At 34.5% G+C, this 20,025-nt stretch carries 20 protein-coding genes; 15 read left to right on the top strand and 5 right to left on the bottom strand.

The genetic code is table 11. The features are described from left to right. The coding region (locus A33S_RS11540) for an aspartate kinase (protein WP_017176540.1) at nt 1-1,140 on the bottom strand (1,140 nt) is incomplete at its 3' end. 193 nt (nt 1,141-1,333) lie between these two features. Between A33S_RS11540 and A33S_RS0103025 the strand changes: the two genes are divergently transcribed. Genes A33S_RS0103025 through A33S_RS0103010 form a run of 4 tightly spaced genes read left to right on the top strand, consistent with a single transcriptional unit; the run spans nt 1,334 to nt 5,456 of the window. Next, nucleotides 1,334-2,614 (top strand): homoserine dehydrogenase, encoded by a 1,281-nt coding sequence (locus A33S_RS0103025; RefSeq protein ID WP_009384380.1) that lies wholly within the window; start codon nt 1,334-1,336, stop codon nt 2,612-2,614. 6 nt (nt 2,615-2,620) lie between these two features. Beyond that, nucleotides 2,621-3,685, top strand: a complete 1,065-nt coding sequence (gene thrC, locus A33S_RS0103020) for a threonine synthase (protein ID WP_009384381.1) — start codon at nt 2,621-2,623, stop codon at nt 3,683-3,685. Between the two features lies 1 nt (nt 3,686). Then, a complete protein-coding gene (gene thrB, locus A33S_RS0103015) occupies nt 3,687-4,613 on the top strand; it encodes a homoserine kinase (protein WP_017176539.1) in 927 nt (308 codons plus the stop codon). A 36-nt stretch (nt 4,614-4,649) separates the two neighbouring features. After that, entirely contained in the window at nt 4,650-5,456 is an 807-nt protein-coding gene (locus tag A33S_RS0103010) for a Cof-type HAD-IIB family hydrolase (protein WP_017176538.1), read from the top strand. Nucleotides 5,457-5,530: 74 nt separating this feature from the next. Here A33S_RS0103010 and A33S_RS0103005 read toward each other — a convergent pair whose 3' ends face one another. Beyond that, nucleotides 5,531-5,845, bottom strand: coding sequence for a hypothetical protein (locus A33S_RS0103005; RefSeq protein ID WP_009384388.1), 315 nt, complete (start codon nt 5,843-5,845; stop codon nt 5,531-5,533). 173 nt (nt 5,846-6,018) lie between these two features. Next, nucleotides 6,019-7,467: an amino acid permease gene (locus A33S_RS0103000; protein WP_009384389.1), complete on the bottom strand. Its 1,449-nt coding sequence runs from the start codon at nt 7,465-7,467 to the stop codon at nt 6,019-6,021. 237 nt (nt 7,468-7,704) lie between these two features. Between A33S_RS0103000 and A33S_RS0102995 the strand changes: the two genes are divergently transcribed. Then, complete coding sequence (locus tag A33S_RS0102995) at nt 7,705-8,085, top strand: VOC family protein (protein ID WP_009384390.1); 381 nt, start codon at nt 7,705-7,707, stop codon at nt 8,083-8,085. A gap of 152 nt (nt 8,086-8,237) precedes the next feature. On the opposite strand, the gene rpmG is transcribed toward A33S_RS0102995, so the two are convergent. Continuing rightward, complete coding sequence (gene rpmG, locus A33S_RS0102990) at nt 8,238-8,387, bottom strand: 50S ribosomal protein L33 (RefSeq protein ID WP_009384392.1); 150 nt, start codon at nt 8,385-8,387, stop codon at nt 8,238-8,240. A 182-nt stretch (nt 8,388-8,569) separates the two neighbouring features. Between rpmG and rpsN the strand changes: the two genes are divergently transcribed. The 3 genes from rpsN (at nt 8,570) to A33S_RS0102975 (ending at nt 10,938) form a co-directional block, all read left to right on the top strand. Next, nucleotides 8,570-8,839: a 30S ribosomal protein S14 gene (gene rpsN / locus A33S_RS0102985; protein ID WP_009384394.1), complete on the top strand. Its 270-nt coding sequence runs from the start codon at nt 8,570-8,572 to the stop codon at nt 8,837-8,839. Between the two features lie 96 nt (nt 8,840-8,935). Next, the gene (gene guaC, locus A33S_RS0102980; RefSeq protein ID WP_017176537.1) at nt 8,936-9,913 is read left to right on the top strand and encodes a GMP reductase; all 978 of its coding nucleotides are present in this window, start codon (nt 8,936-8,938) and stop codon (nt 9,911-9,913) included. Nucleotides 9,914-9,978: 65 nt separating this feature from the next. Next, entirely contained in the window at nt 9,979-10,938 is a 960-nt protein-coding gene (locus A33S_RS0102975; protein ID WP_017176536.1) for a CAP domain-containing protein, read from the top strand. A 211-nt stretch (nt 10,939-11,149) separates the two neighbouring features. On the opposite strand, the gene lexA is transcribed toward A33S_RS0102975, so the two are convergent. Continuing rightward, on the bottom strand, nt 11,150-11,773 hold the full coding sequence (lexA, locus tag A33S_RS0102970) for a transcriptional repressor LexA (protein ID WP_009384400.1): 624 nt from the start codon (nt 11,771-11,773) through the stop codon (nt 11,150-11,152). Between the two features lie 142 nt (nt 11,774-11,915). Between lexA and A33S_RS12175 the strand changes: the two genes are divergently transcribed. From A33S_RS12175 to sbcC, 7 genes are all read left to right on the top strand, one after another. Then, nucleotides 11,916-12,083, top strand: coding sequence for a hypothetical protein (locus tag A33S_RS12175; protein WP_017176535.1), 168 nt, complete (start codon nt 11,916-11,918; stop codon nt 12,081-12,083). Between the two features lie 140 nt (nt 12,084-12,223). Further along, nucleotides 12,224-12,454 (top strand): DUF896 domain-containing protein, encoded by a 231-nt coding sequence (locus A33S_RS0102960; RefSeq protein ID WP_009384402.1) that lies wholly within the window; start codon nt 12,224-12,226, stop codon nt 12,452-12,454. A gap of 158 nt (nt 12,455-12,612) precedes the next feature. After that, on the top strand, nt 12,613-14,601 hold the full coding sequence (gene tkt / locus A33S_RS0102955; RefSeq protein ID WP_009384404.1) for a transketolase: 1,989 nt from the start codon (nt 12,613-12,615) through the stop codon (nt 14,599-14,601). A gap of 195 nt (nt 14,602-14,796) precedes the next feature. Then, complete coding sequence (locus A33S_RS0102950) at nt 14,797-15,027, top strand: YneF family protein (protein WP_009384406.1); 231 nt, start codon at nt 14,797-14,799, stop codon at nt 15,025-15,027. A gap of 208 nt (nt 15,028-15,235) precedes the next feature. Then, complete coding sequence (locus A33S_RS0102945; protein ID WP_009384408.1) at nt 15,236-15,712, top strand: CcdC family protein; 477 nt, start codon at nt 15,236-15,238, stop codon at nt 15,710-15,712. A 125-nt stretch (nt 15,713-15,837) separates the two neighbouring features. Further along, a complete protein-coding gene (gene sbcD / locus A33S_RS0102940) occupies nt 15,838-16,968 on the top strand; it encodes an exonuclease subunit SbcD (protein WP_009384409.1) in 1,131 nt (376 codons plus the stop codon). After that, nucleotides 16,965-19,997, top strand: coding sequence for an exonuclease subunit SbcC (gene sbcC, locus A33S_RS0102935; RefSeq protein WP_009384410.1), 3,033 nt, complete (start codon nt 16,965-16,967; stop codon nt 19,995-19,997). Before sbcD ends, sbcC begins: the two co-directional genes overlap by 4 nt. Nucleotides 19,998-20,025 lie beyond the last annotated feature (28 nt).

Raw genomic sequence — 20,025 nt, 5'->3', positions numbered from 1 at the left:
GATACTTAACTCATCAACATCACAACGTTTACGAATCTCATTTAATACTTTACGCTCTTTACCTTTAATTTGATCAGAACGTAAGATAATACTGATGTTATCAATACCTGAAGGCATGTGATCAAATGAAATATCATTTTCAACAAGAACACTAAGGACTTTATTCGTGAAACCAACTTGTCTATTCATTAAATATTTCTTAATGTTAATACTTGTAAATCCTTTGTCACAACTAATACCTGATATGATATTTGAAGTGTTAATTTCTCTGTCATGAACGATGTAAGTGCCACGGTCTTGCGGGCGGTTCGTATTTTTAATTACGACTGGAATGCGATCCTTGTGAAGCGGTTGTAATGCCTCATCATGAAAGACGCCGAAGCCTGCATATGATAACTCACGCATTTCTCGATACGTAATTTCCTCAACCATTTCTGGGTCCTGAATGATATTCGGATTAGCTTTAAATATACCTGAAACATCCGTAAAGTTTTCATATTGCGACGCACGCACGCCTCTAGCTACAATTGCACCTGTGATATCAGAGCCTCCTCTTGGAAAAGCCACAATGTAATTCGACTCAGATACGCCGAAAAACCCTGGAATAATAAGCTTTTCTTTATATTCACGTAGTTTATAGATTTCATCATAAGATGATTCAAGAATCATTGCATTACCAGGTAAGTCTGTAACTTTGATACCTGCTTCTTTAGGTGAAATATAACGCGTTGGGATACCTTGGTTGTTGTTATACTCGGCAATTAATTGCGCGTTGAAGTTTTCCCCACAAGATTGTAACGCATCAAGGAGATGCTCAGGTTCATTTTTAAGTGTCTTAATGTGATGCTCTAGAGTCTCATCAATAGTATGTAAAATATCATGCTTTAAATCTAATTCTTCGACGATATCTTTGAAGCGATCAATAATTTCTTGCTTCTTATTCGTATAATTTAAGTTATTCATAACTTTCTCATACAAACGAATAAGTAAATCAGTTGTTTTAACATCTTCTTTAAATCTTTTACCAGGGGCTGATACGATGACAATCTTACGATCAGCGTCCTCATTCACAATATTTAGAACTTTTTTGATTTGAGATGCATTTGAGACAGAACTGCCTCCGAATTTTGCTACTTTCATAGTTAACAAACACCTTCCATGACAAATTAAAAAATGAGTTTAGTTTTTAACGTAATAATGCTATTATTATATTGTATTTTCTAAAAATTTCGAACTTTACAAAAGTAAGTAATGAAATTATACTAAACCATAATCTCGTATTTTTCAACTATACAATTGTATTTTTAAAAAGAACACATTGGGGGAATTGATTATGAAACAATTAAACATCGCATTACTCGGTCTAGGTACAGTTGGATCAGGCGTTGTTAAAATCATTGAGGAGAATCAACAACAAATTCAAGATACGATAGGTAAGAAATTACATATTAAACATATATTAGTGCGTAGTAAGTCTAAGAAGCGTCCTATTAATATTACCCAATATCATTTAACAGAAAATGTTGAGGACATTTTAAATGATGAAGAAGTAGATATTGTCATCGAAGTTATGGGTGGTATCACACCTACAGTAGATTGGCTTAAACAAGCTTTATCATCAGGTAAACACGTCATTACAGCAAACAAAGATTTATTAGCCGTTCATTTACGAGAATTAGAAGATTTAGCTGAAGCGAATGGTGTAGCCCTTAAATTTGAAGCCAGTGTTGCGGGTGGTATCCCAATCGTGAACGCCATAAACAATGGTTTAAATGCGAATAATATTAGTAAATTTATGGGTATCTTAAACGGCACATCTAACTTCATTCTTTCTAAAATGACCCAGGAAAATGCTTCGTATCAAGATGCTTTAGACGAGGCTCAAGCGCTTGGTTTTGCTGAAGCTGACCCTACAGACGATGTAGAAGGTATCGATGCAGCACGTAAGGTAGTAATCACTTCTTATTTATCATTTAACCAAGTAATTCGTTTAGAAGATGTTAAATGCCAAGGTATCAGTCAAGTAACAACCGACGATATCGCGCTAGCAGATGCATTAGGCTATAAAATTAAATTAATTGGTAAAGGAACGTATGACAAAGGGCGCGTTCAAGCTTCGGTTGAACCTACTTTAATTCATAAGGAACATCAACTTGCATCTGTAGAAAATGAATTTAATGCAATTTATGTCATTGGTGACGCTGTAGGTGAAACGATGTTCTACGGTAAAGGTGCTGGAAGCTTAGCTACAGGTAGTGCCGTAGCAAGTGATTTATTAAACGTTGCACTTCAATTTGAATCTAACTTACACACATTACCGCCTCATTTTGAACTTAAAACAGATGAAACGAAAGAAATGATGGAGTCAGGTGATGAAACTAAACTTAAATCTAAGGAAAGTTTCTACATTGTGGTTCATAATCAAGGCAAAGAGGCTTTTCAATTAGAAGATGACATTAAAGCCGCGTTACCTTTGCACAAAACTTTAAAGGTCAAAGATCGTGACGATTCTACAGCAAGCATTCTAGTTGTTGGTTTAGACGAATCACCAGTAAAAGAACTTGAAGCTAAAGGTTTTGAAATCGAAAAAGTTTATCCAGTTGAAGGGAATTGATTTGTTATGAAAAGATGGCAAGGTTTAGTAGAAGAATATAAAGCATATTTACCGGTTGATGAAAATACACCAAAAGTTTCGTTAAACGAAGGGCATACACCATTAATTTATTGTGATAAGATGTCAGAAATGCTTGACATAGACTTGTACGTTAAATTTGAAGGGTTGAATCCGACTGGCTCTTTTAAAGATAGAGGCATGGTTATGGCCGTTACGAAAGCTAAAGAAGCAGGTAAGAAGATTGTCATTTGTGCGTCAACTGGTAATACATCAGCTTCAGCTGCAGCTTATGCTGCCCGCGCTGGTATGAAAGCCATTGTCGTTATCCCTGAGGGTAAAATTGCTTTAGGTAAACTATCTCAAGCGGTGATGTATGGTGCAGAAATCGTTTCTATCGATGGTAACTTTGATGAGGCATTAGAAATTGTTAAAGAAGTTGCAGAAAATAGTGATATTGAACTTGTGAACTCTGTAAACCCATTCCGTATCGAAGGTCAGAAGACGGCTGCCTTTGAAGTCGTGGAACAATTAGATGGTCAAGCGCCGGATGTATTATCTATTCCAGTAGGTAATGCTGGTAATATTACGGCGTATTGGAAAGGCTTTAAAGAATTTGATGACAAGCATCAATCAGGGCGTCCAACTTTATACGGTTTCCAAGCTGAAGGTGCTTCACCAATCGTTCAAAATAAAGTAGTAAAGAACCCTGAAACGGTTGCGACAGCGATTCGTATTGGTAACCCTGCGAGTTGGGATAAAGCTTTAAAAGCCCTAGATGAGTCAAATGGCCTAATTGAAAGTGTTACGGATGAAGAAATTTTAGAAGCGTATCAATTGATGGCTAAAAACGAAGGTGTTTTTAGTGAACCAGCGAGTAACGCTTCAATTGCAGGCTTAATTAAATTACATCGTCAAGGTAAATTACCGAAAGGGATTAAGGTCGTATCTGTATTAACAGGTAATGGCTTAAAAGACCCTGATACAGCAATCGATTTATTGGAAAACCCAATCCAACCATTGCCGAACGACAAAGACAAAATTATTGAATATATCGAGAATGCTTTAAAGTAACATGAAAGAAAAGTTACTTTTACAAGTACCAGCTTCGACAGCCAATTTGGGTGTTGGCTTTGATTCGATTGGTATGGCATTAGATAAATATTTAACGATAGAAGCAAAAGTAATTGAAGGTGATTCGTGGCGTTTTGTACATGAGGGTCCTAATCTTGAAGGTTTACCTACGAATTCCGATCATTATATGTATCAAATCGCGCATAAGGTCGCTTCTAAGTTTGATGTAACGCTACCGAACCTTGAAATTAAAATGCGTAGTGAAATTCCTTTAGCCCGAGGTCTAGGATCTTCTGCTTCAGCACTCGTAGCAAGTTTATACATTACAAACTTCTTCACAGAGCTTGAATTATCGAAGTATGAATTACTTCAAATCGCAACTGAAATCGAAGGACATCCAGATAACGTTGCACCTACTATTTATGGTGGCCTTGTTGTGGGGTATTATAATAGTCAAAAAAATACGACGGATATTTCGTATATCGATACGCCAAAAGTGGATGTAGTTTTAACTATTCCATCTTATGAGTTAAGAACAGAAGATGCCCGTAACGTATTACCAGACGCGTTTAATTATCAAGAAGCTGTTCAATATAGTGCGATTAGTAACACGATGATTAGTGCTTTAATTCAACATGATTATAAATTAGCAGGAAAACTGATGATGCAAGATGGCTTTCATGAGCAATTCCGTAGTCATTTAGTCAAAGAAATGGCTGAAATTAAAGAGATTGGTGCGCGCCATCATGCTTATGCAACAGTTCTAAGTGGTGCAGGTCCTACAATGCTTACATTAATTAATAAGGAAGACAGTGGTGCGTTTGTAAGAGAACTTAAACAAGCGTTCAAAGATTGTCAGACAGAGTTCGTTACGATTAATGAAGCGGGTGTTAAAGCCAAAGTCGTATACGAAGATGCTACTTTCTAGTAAAATAAAGATTGAATTAGAAAGGAGTTTCGTCACATGACCTATAAAATGATTGTTATGGATATGGATGACACATTGATGACATCTGAAAATAAAGTCAGCGCTAAAACGAAAGCGTACTTAATTGACCTTCAAGAAAAGGGTTACAAAGTCGTACTCGCTTCTGGTCGTCCAACTGAAGGAATGTTACCTGTAGCAAAAGAACTAAAGATGGATGAGTTTAATAGTTACATCATTAGTTATAACGGTGCTAAAACCATTGAAGTTAAATCGGAGAAGGAAATTGATAGTAATCTTATTTCTAAACCAAATTTAGATCAAATTGTAGATTATTGCCGCGAGAAAGGCTTTTTACCATTATCTTATAAAGATGGTCAAATCATCATTGAAGGTGATCATGAATATGAACAGATTGAATCTGAGATCACTGGATTGCCGCTTAAGAAGGTAGCTGATATTAAAGCGTACATAAATGAAGATGTACCAAAAGCGATGGGCGTAGATTATGAGGCGAACATTGAAACGGTTCTTAAAACACTAAAGGGTAACTTTAATGATGACATTGATGTGACTACAAGTAAGCCATTCTTCTTAGAATTTATGGCTAAGTCTGTTTCTAAAGGTGAAGCTATTACACATTTAGCGACCAAACTAGATGTACCTATGCAAAAAATCGTCGCATTTGGTGATAGTTCGAATGACACAACGTTACTTCAAGTAGTAGGCCGTGGCATCGCGATGGGTAATGCGATTCCAGCTTTAAAGGACATAGCGGATGATATTACGCTAGATCATGATTCAGATGGCATTCCACATGCCTTAGAAAAGTTAATCCAATTATAAATATAAAGTCGTGAGACAATAAATGACTTGAGAAATTTACCCTCAGTCATATAATGCTCACGACTTTTTAGTATTTATTTAGCTGTGTGTGTCCATTCATGCTTACCACGATGTCTTTTGACAAGTGCATAAATTTGGTCTGCAGCGTAATCTAGGTTCGTGTATACCGTAATCGAAAACGCCGATTGCTTTTCTGCAAATGGTTCGTGTAAGTATAAGTCCTTTAAATGGTCGAATAAACGTTCCATTTGATCATGCGTTAAGCTTCCATATTCTCGTAACGTACGTTTAATTAACTGACCATGTTTCTCTTCAAGTGATTGAACAACAATTACAAAACGTTCTTCTTCTTTCATGACGTCATCAAATAAATTCGTTTGACCTACCATGACAACTCCACCTTTGCACGATATTCCTTACTATTATTATACTATATTTTTAAAAGATGAGAAATATTATCTTTTTAACTTAATTTAAACTGCGCATGCTTTTTGAAAATGAAAAAGGTAGGTAAGAAGCCATCACGACTTCTGATACCTACCTTAATGAGTGTTCTATGAACTTATTTGTGAACTTCATGCTCTGAAAGATCGATATCTTTGATTTTGATAAAAGATGTCTTTCTAACAATCTTATGAATGAAAAAGATTGCAACCATAATGATAATTGGTAAGAAGTTCTGGAATACCTTATAAAAATCTAAATGAATGATTGCATTAAATGAGTTACCAAATAATAGGAAAATTAATGTTAAGATAACTATGATTGGACCTATTGGATAAAAAGGCGCTTTATATGGCAATAATTTATTAATATCTTTGCCTTGTTCCTTTATAGCACGACGTACTCTAATTTGCGCCCAAATACTAGAAGCCCAAACAAAAATAACGAGTGATCCGATGATATTAAGTAAATTCATAACACTATTTTCATTAAAATTCGCATAAACGATGACAGCTAATACGACAATGAAAGTTGTGAATAAAGCCGACATAGGTAACTTTGTCTTAGCGTTTAAGTTACCCAGGAATTTAGGTGCTTGTCGATCATGAGCCATTGAGAAAAGCATACGACTCGTCGTATAAATACCTGAGTTCGCTGCAGATAATAGTGATGTTAAAATAACTGCATTAATGACCGACGCTGCAAATGCAATACCTACACGGTCAAACACGATTGTAAAAGGACTTTGGTTAACAGAACTTGATTTATTTAAAAGCATTGGATCTGTATATGGAATGATTGCTGAGATAACTGCAATTGATAACACATAGAATAATAAAATTCTCCAGAATACTTGTTTAATTGCTTTCGGCATCGATTTACCAGGATTGTTTGATTCTCCAGCTGTAACAGCGACTACTTCAGTTCCCCCAACAGAAAATCCTGCAATGAGTAGCACGCTTAGGAATCCTGAAATACCACCTACGAAAGGTGCTTCTCCAGTTGTAAAGTGACCGAATCCATATGTTTTACCACCTAAAATACCGAAAATCGTTAAAATCCCTAATACGATAAAGACGATGATTGTGATTACTTTAATCAGTGATAACCAGAATTCAGCTTCACCGAATGCTTTTACAGATAAAATGTTTAATAAGAACAATAAACATAAAAATATGATACTCCACCAAACAGGTGACATGAATTGGAATGTCGACCAATAATTCAACACACTAGAAGCAACGATAATATCTACACTTGCTACGAGTGACCAGATGGCCCAGTAGAGCCAACCCATTATAAACCCCATCGATGGATGGATGAAGCGAGATGAGTATGAGCTAAAAGATCCTGATACTGGATAGAATGTAGCTAATTCTCCAATTGATGACATTAAGAAGTACAACATGACCCCTATGATTAGGTATGCTAAGATCGCACCACCAGGACCAGCCTGAGAAATGACGCCACCAGTGGCTACAAATAGTCCAGTACCAATTGCGCCGCCAATAGCAATCATTGATATGTGCCGCGAACTCAACCCTCTCTGCATTTTATTTTCTTCCATTTCTTTATCTCCCTATATCTAAGTTTTAGTATTTCTATAATTGTACGCTTTAAAGTGTTAATATTCAATACAATTTTGAGTAATATATGAATTAATTTACGCAATTTTCTAAATTTAAGTAATATTTGGTATAATACAACATATCTTTTGTGTTTACTTTCTATTAGTATAGGAATGTGAAAATGAGAAGTAGTGGAAGTGTTATAATTTAATCTTTAAAAGGGTGGGGAATTGAAGATGATTGATCACACGTGGACGAATCTACCAGTAAAAGATCTAGGTAAAAGTAAGGCATTTTATGAAGCAATTGGTTTTGAAATTCAGACGCAACCAGAAAATGAACATGAATTATTTGCTGCTCGAACATCATCAAGTAATGTTATCATGCTCATACATGAAACACGGTTTGCACATTTCGCTCAGAGTGAACTTACTCAGCATCATGCGAACGCTTTAATTTCTATTTCGGTTAATGATAAACATACGTTTCATCAATTGATGGAAAACGTTAGTAAAAGTGGTGGTGAAATTAAGGTAGCAGGTGAGATGTCGTATGGCTACTATGGGGGCGTATTCACAGATATAGATGGTCATCATTTCAACGTTATAGTTATGTAGTAACGTCTAAAGTGACGTATTTCTACTATATAATAGTCAATTAAAAAAGCTAAGGCTCAATGAACACAAATACATGTGAGAGCCTTAGCTTTTTAATATGCAATAACCTCTTTGTCGTAGTTTGAAAAATGAGATGAGGTTTATATGCTAAATTATTTTGTTTCGCGATGTAATGTATGACGATTTAATCTTGGGCAGTATTTTTTCATTTCAATACGCTCTGGATTCGTACGTTTGTTTTTAGTTGTAATGTAGTTACGATCGCCACATTCTGTACATGCTAAAGTAACGTTAATACGCATAATATGACTTCCTTTCTTGAATAGGACTGTTTACGATTTATTATAATAGCATATAAATACCGCGACTGCAATGTTTAATTCAAATTTACTTTTAAAAAAGAAAATTAAACTATTGCTTTCACTCGTAAATGTGTTATATTATAAAACGTAATAATTACGATTTATAAAAGGAGTAATAATTTATGGCTAAAAAATCTAAAATAGCTAAAGAAAGAAAAAGAGAAGAACTTGTAGCAAAATATGCAGATTTAAGACGTGAACTTAAAGCTAAAGGAGATTATGAAGCGTTGCGTAAACTTCCGAGAGATTCATCACCAACACGTTTAACACGTAGATGTAAAGTTACGGGTAGACCAAGAGGTGTATTACGAAAATTTGAAATGTCCCGTATTTCATTTAGAGAATATGCGCATAAAGGTCAAATTCCTGGTGTCAAAAAATCGAGTTGGTAATATAGCAAATTTATGAACAAAGCGCCTACTTATTTACTTTAATAGTAAAACCATGTATATTATCTAAGGACTAAAAATAAGTAAGGGGCTTTTTTAATGAAAATATTTGATTATGAAGATATTCAACTAATTCCTAATAAATGTATTGTGACAAGTCGTTCACAATGTGATACTACGATTCAGTTTGGTTCTCGCAGATTTAAGTTACCGGTTGTGCCAGCAAACATGCAAACGGTAATGAATGAATCTTTAGCAGAATGGTTTGCACAAAACGATTACTTCTATATTATGCATCGTTTTGACGAAGCGGGTCGCATACCTTTTGCTAAGCGTATGCAAGAGAAAGGACTATTTGCCTCTATCTCAGTTGGTGTAAAACCAAACGAATACGATTTTATTGAATTACTAAAAGCAGAAAATGTTGTACCTGAATATATAACAATCGACATCGCACACGGTCATTCTGATGCTGTTATTAATATGATTAAACATATTAAAAAGTACCTACCTGATACTTTCGTTATCGCAGGTAATGTAGGTACACCTGAAGGCGTTCGTGAACTCGAAAACGCGGGTGCCGATGCAACAAAAGTTGGTATTGGTCCAGGTCGTGTATGTATTACTAAAATTAAGACAGGTTTTGGAACAGGCGGTTGGCAATTAGCTGCTGTTAACTTATGTAGTAAAGCTGCTCGTAAACCAATCATTGCAGATGGTGGCATTCGTACACACGGTGACATTGCAAAATCAATTCGCTTTGGTGCATCGATGGTAATGGTTGGCTCATTATTCGCGGCACATGAAGAATCGCCAGGTGAAACAGTAGAACTCGAAGGTAAGTTATATAAAGAGTACTTTGGAAGTGCTTCAGAGTATCAAAAAGGCGAACACAAAAACGTTGAAGGTAAAAAAATGTTTGTCGAGCATAAAGGTTCTTTAAATGATACACTTGTGGAAATGGAACAAGATTTACAAAGTTCTATCTCTTACGCTGGTGGAAAAGACTTAGAATCTTTACGCAAAGTTGATTATGTGATTGTGCGTAACTCAATTTTTAACGGCGATAGAGACTAACGCGTTATAGGCGGTGAAGTACGATTAGAAGACTAACATTATATATCCTTTTGTTTTTAGTACTTATGATCACAATTCCTACTCATTCTCCTAAGTTTATGGAAGATTTGTATCAAAAAGCTGATCATAAAATAGCATCAATGACATCAAACACCCATGATGAGCCATTAAAGACCCCTAAAGAACAACCCTTTGCCGTGCGCAACATTCAACTCAACATGGATAAACAAACTGTTGAACAAAAGTTAGGTAAGCCTCAACGTGAGACACGTAATGAGTATGGAAATAAATGGTATACGTATCATAATCAGTATCAAGGGTTTGTAATGGTAAGTTATTTAGACAATAAAGTACACGGTTTATATACGAACCAAAATATAATATCTTCTAAAAATAAAATTAAATATATGACACCTAAGGATGTCGTAAGACAAAGACTAGGTAAGCCACTTGATGAAATTGATAAAGGTAAATATCGAATTGTCTTAAACCACGATCACGATATTTTTTCTAAGGATGGTACCTATATCTCTGCATTCTACGATAAGCATCGTGGTAATAGTTTAACTGGGTTGCTGATTGTAAGTAAAAAATTGGAACATCAATTAAGTGACCAATACGGTAGTCCGTCTAAGTCCTTAAAAGAAGGTTTTGAATTACAGAACTTCGATTTAGTTAATGCTGAGCGCGTTCAACATGAGTTACCTCCATTATCTTATTCAGGAAGTGTATCTCAAACCGCTCGCAAACATAGCCAAGATATGGCAAAGCATAATTATTTTGATCATACCTCGTTAAAAGGTCTATCGCCATTTGATAGACTTAAAAACGATGGCCATGATTATAATTCTGCCGGAGAAAACTTGGCTCATGGTCAGAATAATAGTATTGTAGCGCATCACGGTCTTATGAATTCACTTGGGCACCGTAAAAATATTCTTGAGCCTTCATATCAATCTCTAGGCGTAGGTGTTTCATTTAATGATGAGAAATCTCCTTACTGGACTGAAAATTATACCGGATAGTCGGTTTGATAGTATCTCAGAATGGGAACAAGTTAGTAGAGGATGATGATATGAGATTTAAAGAACATAACAATGACAAAGATATATTAGAACAAGTTAAAGATATTTTATCTGACAAAAATTAAACATTTATACAGTTAAATCGTGCTTCACTTAAAATGAATTATTAAAAAAGAGAACCATTAAATTGGTTCTCTTTTTTTTGCACCTATTACATTTCTCTATATAATCCTACGACTTTACCTAATACGGTTACATGTTGTAAATAAATCGGGTCTAACGCGCTATTTTCTGGTTGCAGACGATAGCGTGTTTTTTCTTTGAAGAATCGTTTAACTGTAGCTTCATTTTCCTCGGTCATAGCTACGATGATATCACCATTTTCCGCAATATTTTGACTACGTACAATCACTTTGTCACCATCAAGAATTCCAGCTTCTATCATACTATCACCGACAACGTTTAGTATAAAAATGTCACTATTATGTGTTGATGTATAGTGTTCTGGAAGAGGGAAATACTCTTCTACGTTTTCAACTGCTGTAATTGGAACACCAGCTGTAACTTTACCTATTACAGGAACATGAATTGTTTCTTCCATATTAATAGGTTCGCCTATTTGTTCGGTAACAATTTCAATTGCACGTGGTTTAGTAGGATCGCGTCTGATATAACCTTTTTCTTCAAGTCGAGATAAATGACCGTGAACTGTAGAACTAGATGCTAAACCTACAGCTTCACCTATTTCACGAACACTTGGTGGATACCCTTTTGATTGGACGATTTGCTTAATGAACTCGTATATTTCACTTTGTCGTTTAGTTAGTTCTTTCATAATAGGCACTCCTTCGATTTATTTAAGGCAATTATAGCATGATAAACAAAACTTTACAAACATTTGTTCGTTAAAGTGTTGACTATGAACATATGTTCTGATATATTAAATACACAAACAAACGTTCTAAGGAGAGGTTATCATGCTTAAACAATTAAAAGATTCTTTCATGATTTATATGTCGGTTTTTGTTGTATCTATGGGCTTTTTCTTCACTTATTTTATCACAGCGAGCGAGGAAGTAAATGCTTCGGATAGCGAACAAGTTTATCAAATGACAGATCATAAATTACCGAACGTAGATTCTTAAATTAGACTTTAAACCGAACGTGTCGTACGCATCTTACATTCTCATACTTCTACTATAACGTGTACAAGTTGAACTATTTGGTTTAACTTGTACTTTTTGGTATATTCTTGTAAAGAAAATGAACGATAAGGAGTGTAAGCATGTTAGAGAAAGATCAAATTAATCGAATCAATGAACTTGCTAAGAAAAAGAAGAATGAAGGGTTAACTGAAGAAGAAGCTAAGGAACAATCTAAATTAAGAAGTAAATATTTAGAGTCTTTTAGAAAAAGTTTCAAGAGTCAAATTGAAAATACAAAAGTTATCGATCCTGAAGGAAATGATGTTACCCCTGATAAAGTAAAACGTATTCGAGAAGATAAAAACAAATAATTTTTCCTAAAATGAACTTTTATCAAAGCGTAAACTTTGAAGGTTCGCTGTAGGTAGTTCAAATATAAATACTTAATAGTATAATTCTTAGATATTATAACTTGTAATCAGGTATAATAATAATGAGGATGTATTTGGACAAGAAAGGAAGTCATACGATGATGAACAAACAAGATCAATTAGCAATTGATACGATTAGAGCACTTAGCATAGATGCGATTGAAGAGGCTAATTCAGGACATCCTGGATTACCAATGGGTGCTGCTCCAATGGCTTATACACTATGGACGAGACACTTAAATTTCAACCCAAAATCTAAAGATTATTTTAATAGAGACCGCTTTGTACTATCTGCTGGTCATGGTTCTGCATTGCTTTATAGTTTGCTTCACGTTTCAGGTGGGCTTGAGTTAGAAGAATTAAAGCAATTTAGACAATGGGACTCTAAAACACCTGGGCACCCGGAATTTAGACATACAGATGGTGTTGAAGTTACAACTGGTCCATTAGGACAAGGTTTTGCTATGTCAGTTGGTATGGCAATGGCTGAACATCACTTAGCTGGTAAATTCAATCAACCTGACAACGATATTATTAATCATTATACGTATGTGCTTGCTTCAGACGGAGACTTAATGGAAGGTATTTCTCATGAAGCTGCTTCTTTAGCAGGGCATACAGGACTTAATAAACTCGTTGTTTTATATGATTCTAACGATATATCATTAGATGGTAAGTTAGATAAAGCCTTTTCAGAAGACATTAAAATGCGTTTTGAATCTTATGGATGGGAACACATCTTAGTTGAAGAAGGTAATGATATTGAAGCGATTGATGCTGCGATAGCAAAAGCCAAATCAAGTGAAAAACCATCTATTATTGAAGTTAAAACGATTATTGGCTATGGTGCACCAACTAAATCTAATAGTAACGCTTCGCACGGAGCACCTTTAGGTGAAGATGAACGTCGCGCTACATTTGAACATTATGGTTTAGATCCAGATAAGCGCTTCTACGTACCAGAGCGAGTATATGAAATTTTCAACGAAACTATGATAGCTCGCGCTAACGATAATGAACAAATATGGAACGATAAGCTAGCGCAGTATAAAAACGCATACAAAGAGTTAGGTGAAGAACTTGAATTAGCGATTTCTGGTAAATTGCCACAAGGTTATGAGAAGACATTACCGAAATATGAGCTCGATCATAGTGGCGCTACTCGAGCTGACTCAGGAGAAATCATTCAAGTCCTAAGTCAATATGTACCATCTTTCTTTGGCGGATCTAGCGACTTAGCTTCATCTAATAAATCGAATGTTAAAGAAGCTACTGACTACGATAAGTCACACCCTGAAGGTAAAAACGTTTGGTTTGGTGTACGTGAATTTGCAATGGGCGCTGCAATTAATGGTATGGCTGCTCACGGTGGACTTCACCCATATGGTGCTACATTCTTCGTATTTAGTGATTATCTAAAACCAGCCATTAGACTATCAGCAATAATGGGCGTTAATGCTACATTCGTCTTTACGCATGATTCTATCGCTGTTGGTGAAGATGGTCCTACACATGAACCTGTAGAGCAGTTAGCAGGGTTAAGAGCTATCCCGAACCTAAATGTGATTCGACCTGCTGATGGTAATGAAACTCGCGTTGCATGGAAAGTTGCTCTTGAGAGTGATCAAACTCCTACTGCACTTGTCTTAACAAGACAAAATCTTAAGACACTTGATGTACCGGAAGCTAAACTTGAAGAAGGTGTAAGAAAAGGGGCATATATTGTATATGAGTCCGATAATTTCGAGTATCTACTGTTAGCTTCAGGCTCAGAGGTTAATTTAGCATTAGATGCAGCTAAAGCTCTTGAAAAAGAGGGCAAAGGCGCTCGCGTAGTATCTATGCCTAACTGGCACGCGTTTGAACAACAAACTGATGCTTATAAAGAAGAAATTTTACCGCCTTCAATAACTAAACGAGTTGGTATTGAGATGGCTGCTTCATTAGGTTGGCATAAATATGTCGGCTTAAATGGTAAAGTGATTTCAGTTGATACATTTGGAGCAAGTGCCCCAGGAGATCTTGTAGTAGAAAAGTATGGTTTTAATGTGGATAATGTATTAAAAGAAATTAAGACAATGTCGTAATGTTTTTAGAGTGCTTTTCATAAAAAATAAAGAACGGTGTGCATGTAGGGTGTGCACCATTTTAGTTTGACGATAAATTAAATCCCTTATACGATTAGCTTAGAACTTATAAAATTGATCTATCGAGATAATGAATCTTGAAATCTTGAAATAATTTTAGTAAAATTCAGTAGGATAAAGAAAGTGGGTGAAATGATGGCAACTTGGTTAGCAATTATTCTTATCATTGCTGCACTTATTCTTGGATTAGTAGGTGGTTTCTTCTTAGCAAGAAAATACATGATGGATTACCTTAAGAAAAACCCGCCTATCAATGAAGAAATGTTAAGAATGATGATGATGCAAATGGGTCAGAAGCCTTCTCAAAAGAAAATTAATCAGATGATGACAATGATGAATAAAAACATGGATAGTAACATGAAATAATTGAACATCTATTGTAAGAAAGCTCAAATGCGTATGAAGCGTATTTGAGCTTTTTTCAATTTTATAGTGTGTCTTTTATTCAGTTTAATCAATATTAAAAGCATTGAGTTTCATTGATTTAAGTGATTTCAAACTAATGTAATTCGCTTTAAAAAATGATATACTTTTCTGTGATTGATAAAGAGTTTGTCTATAAGAAGGTGAAAATTTGATTTATTTTATCATATCTATCATCGGTGCACTCGGGATGGGAATTTTAGTTATCTTTATTAGGCTCAAAGCGCAAAACTATCCTGTGAATGAAAAGAAGATAATATTACCACCTTTATTCATGTCAACGGGTGCTTTAATGTATGTAATACCTTATTTCAGATTGACCGGTATGGAAATTATAGAAGCTGTTATATTAGGTATAGTATTTTCATCCGTGTTGATTCTGACATCTAACTTTATAGTGAAATCCAACCAAATTTATATGAAACCTTCTAAGGCCTTCCCGTTTATTTTATTTGGTTTACTCATTATTCGTACGATTATCAAGATTATCTTTAGTAACGCAATTGATCCTGGTGAGCTAGCAGGTATGTTTTTCTTACTCGCATTTAGCATGATTGTACCGTGGAGAATTGCGATGCTTTTAAAATACAAAAAAATTAAGCGCAAACTTCAATCTAATCAAATTTAAAATTAAGCAATAAATAAGCAGTTAGGGACGCATTATTGTCCTTAGCTGTTTCTTTTATTTGCAATCTGATTTGAAGTAGATTAGAATAAAATACGAACAAACGTTCTATTTGGAGGTTATTAATTATGAAAGTGATACATACTGCAGACTGGCATATTGGAAGAATATTAAATGGTCGCGCTCTTATTCAAGATCAAACATACATACTTCATAAATTTGTTGAGCATATGAAAGAAATCGAGCCAGACCTTATTGTTATTACGGGTGATTTATACGATACAAGCTTTCCAAGTAAATCAGCCATTAAATTATTAGAAGATACGATTAAACAACTCAATATATCGCTTCAGATACCTATAATTATTATAAGTGGTAATCATGATGGTAAAGAACGCCTAAGTTATGGAGCTTCATGGTTCGAACAGAGCCAATTGTATATTAGAACTGAGATAGAAGATCTCTATAACCCTATTAAAATAAGAGACGTGAACTTCTATACCTTGCCATTTGCAACTTTAGCGGAGTTTCAAAACTACTATAAAGATGTTGAAATAAATAGTAATCATGAAGCAATGCGCCATGCGTTAAAAGACATTGAAACCTCTCTAAATTCTAGTGAAAAGAACGTTTTACTTAGCCATCTTACGGTGTCAGGCGGTATTAAAACTGATTCTGAGCGTGACCTTACTATAGGCACTATTGAAAGTGTTGATGAGGATGTCTTTAAGATGTTTGATACTGTTCTATTAGGACACTTGCATCACCCATTTAGCATCAATTCTGATTTTATGTACTACAGTGGCTCATTACTACAATATTCCTTTTCAGAAGCGAGTCAAAGCAAAGGTTTTAGAGAAGTAACGATTAAGCAAAATCAAGACATCTCCTCTAAATTCATCCCTATGGTGCCTTTAAGGGAACTTGAGGTTATAGAAGCTGACTATCAAGATGTTATTAACGAAAATGTAAAAGTAAAAAACAAAGAAAATTATTTTCATTTCAAATTGTCAAATATGGCTAGAATTGAAGATCCTATATATCATATTAAGCAAATTTATCCGAATACGTTAGCGCTAACAAATGATACTGTTTACAGTCAGCATCAAGTCGCTAAACGTAACTTAAAACAATTAGATAGTAATACGATTATTCAACAATTTTATGAGGATGTTATGGATGATGAATTAGATAAATTACAAGAGCAGAAGGTACGTCAATTAGTTGAAGCTTTAGATGAGGAGGAGAGAAGTCGATGAAACCATTGAAATTGAAAATGAAAAATTTTGGTCCTTTTATAAATGAAGAAATTGATTTCTCTTTTGTAGACGATACGAGACTCTTCCTAATAAGTGGTAAAACTGGTTCAGGTAAAACAATGATTTTTGATGCAATTGTATTTGCATTGTTTAACAGCGCCTCAACAGAGGATCGCAAGGAATCTGATTTAAGAAGTCATTTTGTTAAAGATGATGCGCCTATGCAAGTATACCTTGAGTTTAAGCTTAATGACATTCAATACAAAATATTTAGACAAGGAAAGTATTTAAAAGAGGGTCGAAAATCATACACAAACGGTAAATTAGAAGTCTATGAAATGATCAATGGTGAATATGAACTTAGGGAAAGCCAAATTAATAAAGGTAATGCTTATATTCAGTCTCTATTAGGTGTAGATGTGAAGCAATTTCGACAATTGTTCATTCTTCCACAAGGTGAGTTTAAGAAATTCTTGCTTTCTAAAAGTAGTGAAAAGCAGGTTATATTAAGAACCTTATTTAAGACAGATAAATTTGAGAAGCTACAACAACTCATTAAAGAAGACGCTGCTGGTGAAAAAGACAAAATAGAGCGTGAATATAATATGCTTGAAATGGCTTTTAAAGATTTAGAAGATTTCGGTGAAGAAGATTTAATATCACTAAAGCAGTTATCGCCAAGACAAACAGAAAAAATTAAAGACGCTTTAGATGAATTTAAACAAGTAGGTCAGGCTAAAGTAGATAAATTAACGCAGATCGACGAAAGTAACCGAAAAAATATGGAACATAAAAAAGCTATTTATGATGAACAACAGAAACTTCATGAAAAGATACATGAACTTCAAAAAGTACAGCGCGAAATCGAACAAATGAAAGCGCAAGAAAACGAAATTAAAGAATTAGAATTAAAATTAAAACGTTTTGAAGAAATTCAGAACTTAATAAACTTCATCGACCAATCTGACCAAGCTGAAAAAGAGCGTACAGTCATTAATAATGATTTAGAAAAGACTCAAGCTAAATTAAAGGAATTGAAAGCTACTAAAAACGATTACGACCATGAGTTAAAAAGTTTAATCAAACATGAAAGCATGTATACCAAGCGTCAAGTTTATTTAGACGAAACACGATACTATTTTAATAATCGTTCAAGATATGAAAATGCCTTTGAAAATATCGAATCTAAACGCCAGTCGTCTCAAAAAGTAATTGAAACACAATCTCAAATAAACCAAGAACTTGGTCAATTAAAGAAAGAACTCGCTCAAAATCGTGTTGATCATGAGGAAATAAATCAACTGTTTGAGCATATTTCTGCGCTTAAACAAGAAAGCGCGCAAATTGAGGCTAATCGAGATGCTTATAAGAAGTATATGGATGCGATTCAAAACATTGATCGTTTACAAAGACAGCTTGAAGACGTGAGCAAACAAATTAACGATTTAGAAGATGAGCTCAAATCTTTCAATTCAAGGTCCTTTGATTTATCTAATAAAAAGGCACTTATTGAGTCGTTACAATCAATGTTAGCTGAAGGGGATACTTGTCCAGTATGCGGTCATGAGATAGATAACATCACTTCACATGTTAATTACGATGAGATCGCTTCTAAAGAAAAAACGTACAATAACTTGAAGCGCAAGTTAGATGATTTTAATCAAACATACTCAAATTTATTAATTGAGTTAAAACAATATGAAGTAAAACGAGATGAAAATCCGGTTAAAGAAGAACCAAAGAATAACGATCAGGATTTAAAGCAACGTATTTTAGAAAGTGACCAAAAACGAACTAGGTTGTTAGAGCAACAAGAGTTAAAGGAAAAATTAAAAAATAAGATAAATGATAAACAGAAGCAAGCCTTTGATAAAGAAATTGAATTAAAAGATATAAATTCAGAAATAAAAGTCATGGAAGAAGATATTAGTGCTTTCAAAAAAGATACGGATCATAATGATGTTGACTCGTTTATTGAGGAATATAATAGCCTAAAGGCTTTTAACGAGGAATATGAAACTAAGAGGAAACATATTGAAGGGCAATTACAACATATTAGCACTAATATTGAAATTGCTCATAATAGTATTGAACATTACACGAACAATCTTTCCAACGTTCAAGCACAAATTAAGACGTTAGATGATCAAATTCGTCGTGATATGGAAGAAAAACATATAAAATCTTTAGATGAAATTGGTCGTATTAAAGAAGAATTAGCTAACAAAGATCAAGTTCTTCGTAAGGTTAATGAATATCGAACAGCTTACAATAATTTAATGTACTCAAAAACAAATTTAGAAGCGTCTGTTCAAGATAAACCTAAGCTAGATTTAAACGAAGTCAAAGCAGCTTTTGAAGCGAGCGAAGACGAGAAGAAAATTTCAATGAAACAATTAAATGAGATGGCATTGGTACGAAACCAAAATATAGTTAAATTAGATAAAATAGACGCCATTATCAAGAAATTACATGATGAACTTAAATATCAGGAAATGACTGTTAAATTGTCCGAGATCTTTAATGGTAAAAATCCTAAAAAGCTAACTCTAGAAAACTTTGTACTCATTGAGTTTTTAGAGTCTATTTTAGAACAAGCTAATATCCGATTTATGAAAATGACGAACCAAAGATATCAATTGGTAAGACGTGAAGATTTATCGCAAGGATTAAGTGGTCTAGAGATAGAAGTTTTCGATGCGCATTCAAATAAAACGCGTCATATTTCTTCGTTATCAGGTGGAGAGACTTTCCAAGCATCACTAGCTCTGGCACTAGGTTTAAGCGAAGTGATACAACACGAGTCAGGTGGCATTAGTCTTGATGCTATGTTTATTGACGAAGGGTTCGGAACGCTCGATGAAGAAACGTTATCTAAGGCTTTAGATGCTTTATTATCTCTTAAATCTTCAGGACGTTTAGTGGGCGTTATCTCACACGTTCAAGAACTAAAACAACGAATGCCTATCATACTTGAAGTTAACAATGAAAATATTGATAGCAAGACTACATTTAAAATTAATCATTAAAAAAAGTCAGGGCCAAATTCATGGCTCT

The organism is Staphylococcus massiliensis CCUG 55927, assembly GCF_000298075.1.
GTDB lineage: Bacteria > Bacillota > Bacilli > Staphylococcales > Staphylococcaceae > Staphylococcus > Staphylococcus massiliensis.
Note: the sequence above shows the minus strand (reverse complement) of the source record. Positions and strands in the feature narration are given on the sequence as shown.

Excerpts from the sequence above, each read along its gene's own strand:
- A33S_RS0103025 (WP_009384380.1), top strand. The coding sequence starts at position 1,334 with ATGAAACAATTAAACATCGCATTACTCGGTCTAGGTACAGTTGGATCA.
- thrC (WP_009384381.1), top strand. The coding sequence starts at position 2,621 with ATGAAAAGATGGCAAGGTTTAGTAGAAGAATATAAAGCATATTTACCG.
- thrB (WP_017176539.1), top strand. The coding sequence starts at position 3,687 with ATGAAAGAAAAGTTACTTTTACAAGTACCAGCTTCGACAGCCAATTTG.
- A33S_RS0103010 (WP_017176538.1), top strand. The coding sequence starts at position 4,650 with ATGACCTATAAAATGATTGTTATGGATATGGATGACACATTGATGACA.
- A33S_RS0103005 (WP_009384388.1), bottom strand. The coding sequence starts at position 5,845 with ATGGTAGGTCAAACGAATTTATTTGATGACGTCATGAAAGAAGAAGAA.
- A33S_RS0103000 (WP_009384389.1), bottom strand. The coding sequence starts at position 7,467 with ATGGAAGAAAATAAAATGCAGAGAGGGTTGAGTTCGCGGCACATATCA.
- A33S_RS0102995 (WP_009384390.1), top strand. The coding sequence starts at position 7,705 with ATGATTGATCACACGTGGACGAATCTACCAGTAAAAGATCTAGGTAAA.
- rpmG (WP_009384392.1), bottom strand. The coding sequence starts at position 8,387 with ATGCGTATTAACGTTACTTTAGCATGTACAGAATGTGGCGATCGTAAC.
- rpsN (WP_009384394.1), top strand. The coding sequence starts at position 8,570 with ATGGCTAAAAAATCTAAAATAGCTAAAGAAAGAAAAAGAGAAGAACTT.
- guaC (WP_017176537.1), top strand. The coding sequence starts at position 8,936 with ATGAAAATATTTGATTATGAAGATATTCAACTAATTCCTAATAAATGT.
- A33S_RS0102975 (WP_017176536.1), top strand. The coding sequence starts at position 9,979 with ATGATCACAATTCCTACTCATTCTCCTAAGTTTATGGAAGATTTGTAT.
- lexA (WP_009384400.1), bottom strand. The coding sequence starts at position 11,773 with ATGAAAGAACTAACTAAACGACAAAGTGAAATATACGAGTTCATTAAG.
- A33S_RS12175 (WP_017176535.1), top strand. The coding sequence starts at position 11,916 with ATGCTTAAACAATTAAAAGATTCTTTCATGATTTATATGTCGGTTTTT.
- A33S_RS0102960 (WP_009384402.1), top strand. The coding sequence starts at position 12,224 with ATGTTAGAGAAAGATCAAATTAATCGAATCAATGAACTTGCTAAGAAA.
- tkt (WP_009384404.1), top strand. The coding sequence starts at position 12,613 with ATGATGAACAAACAAGATCAATTAGCAATTGATACGATTAGAGCACTT.
- A33S_RS0102950 (WP_009384406.1), top strand. The coding sequence starts at position 14,797 with ATGGCAACTTGGTTAGCAATTATTCTTATCATTGCTGCACTTATTCTT.
- sbcD (WP_009384409.1), top strand. The coding sequence starts at position 15,838 with ATGAAAGTGATACATACTGCAGACTGGCATATTGGAAGAATATTAAAT.
- sbcC (WP_009384410.1), top strand. The coding sequence starts at position 16,965 with ATGAAACCATTGAAATTGAAAATGAAAAATTTTGGTCCTTTTATAAAT.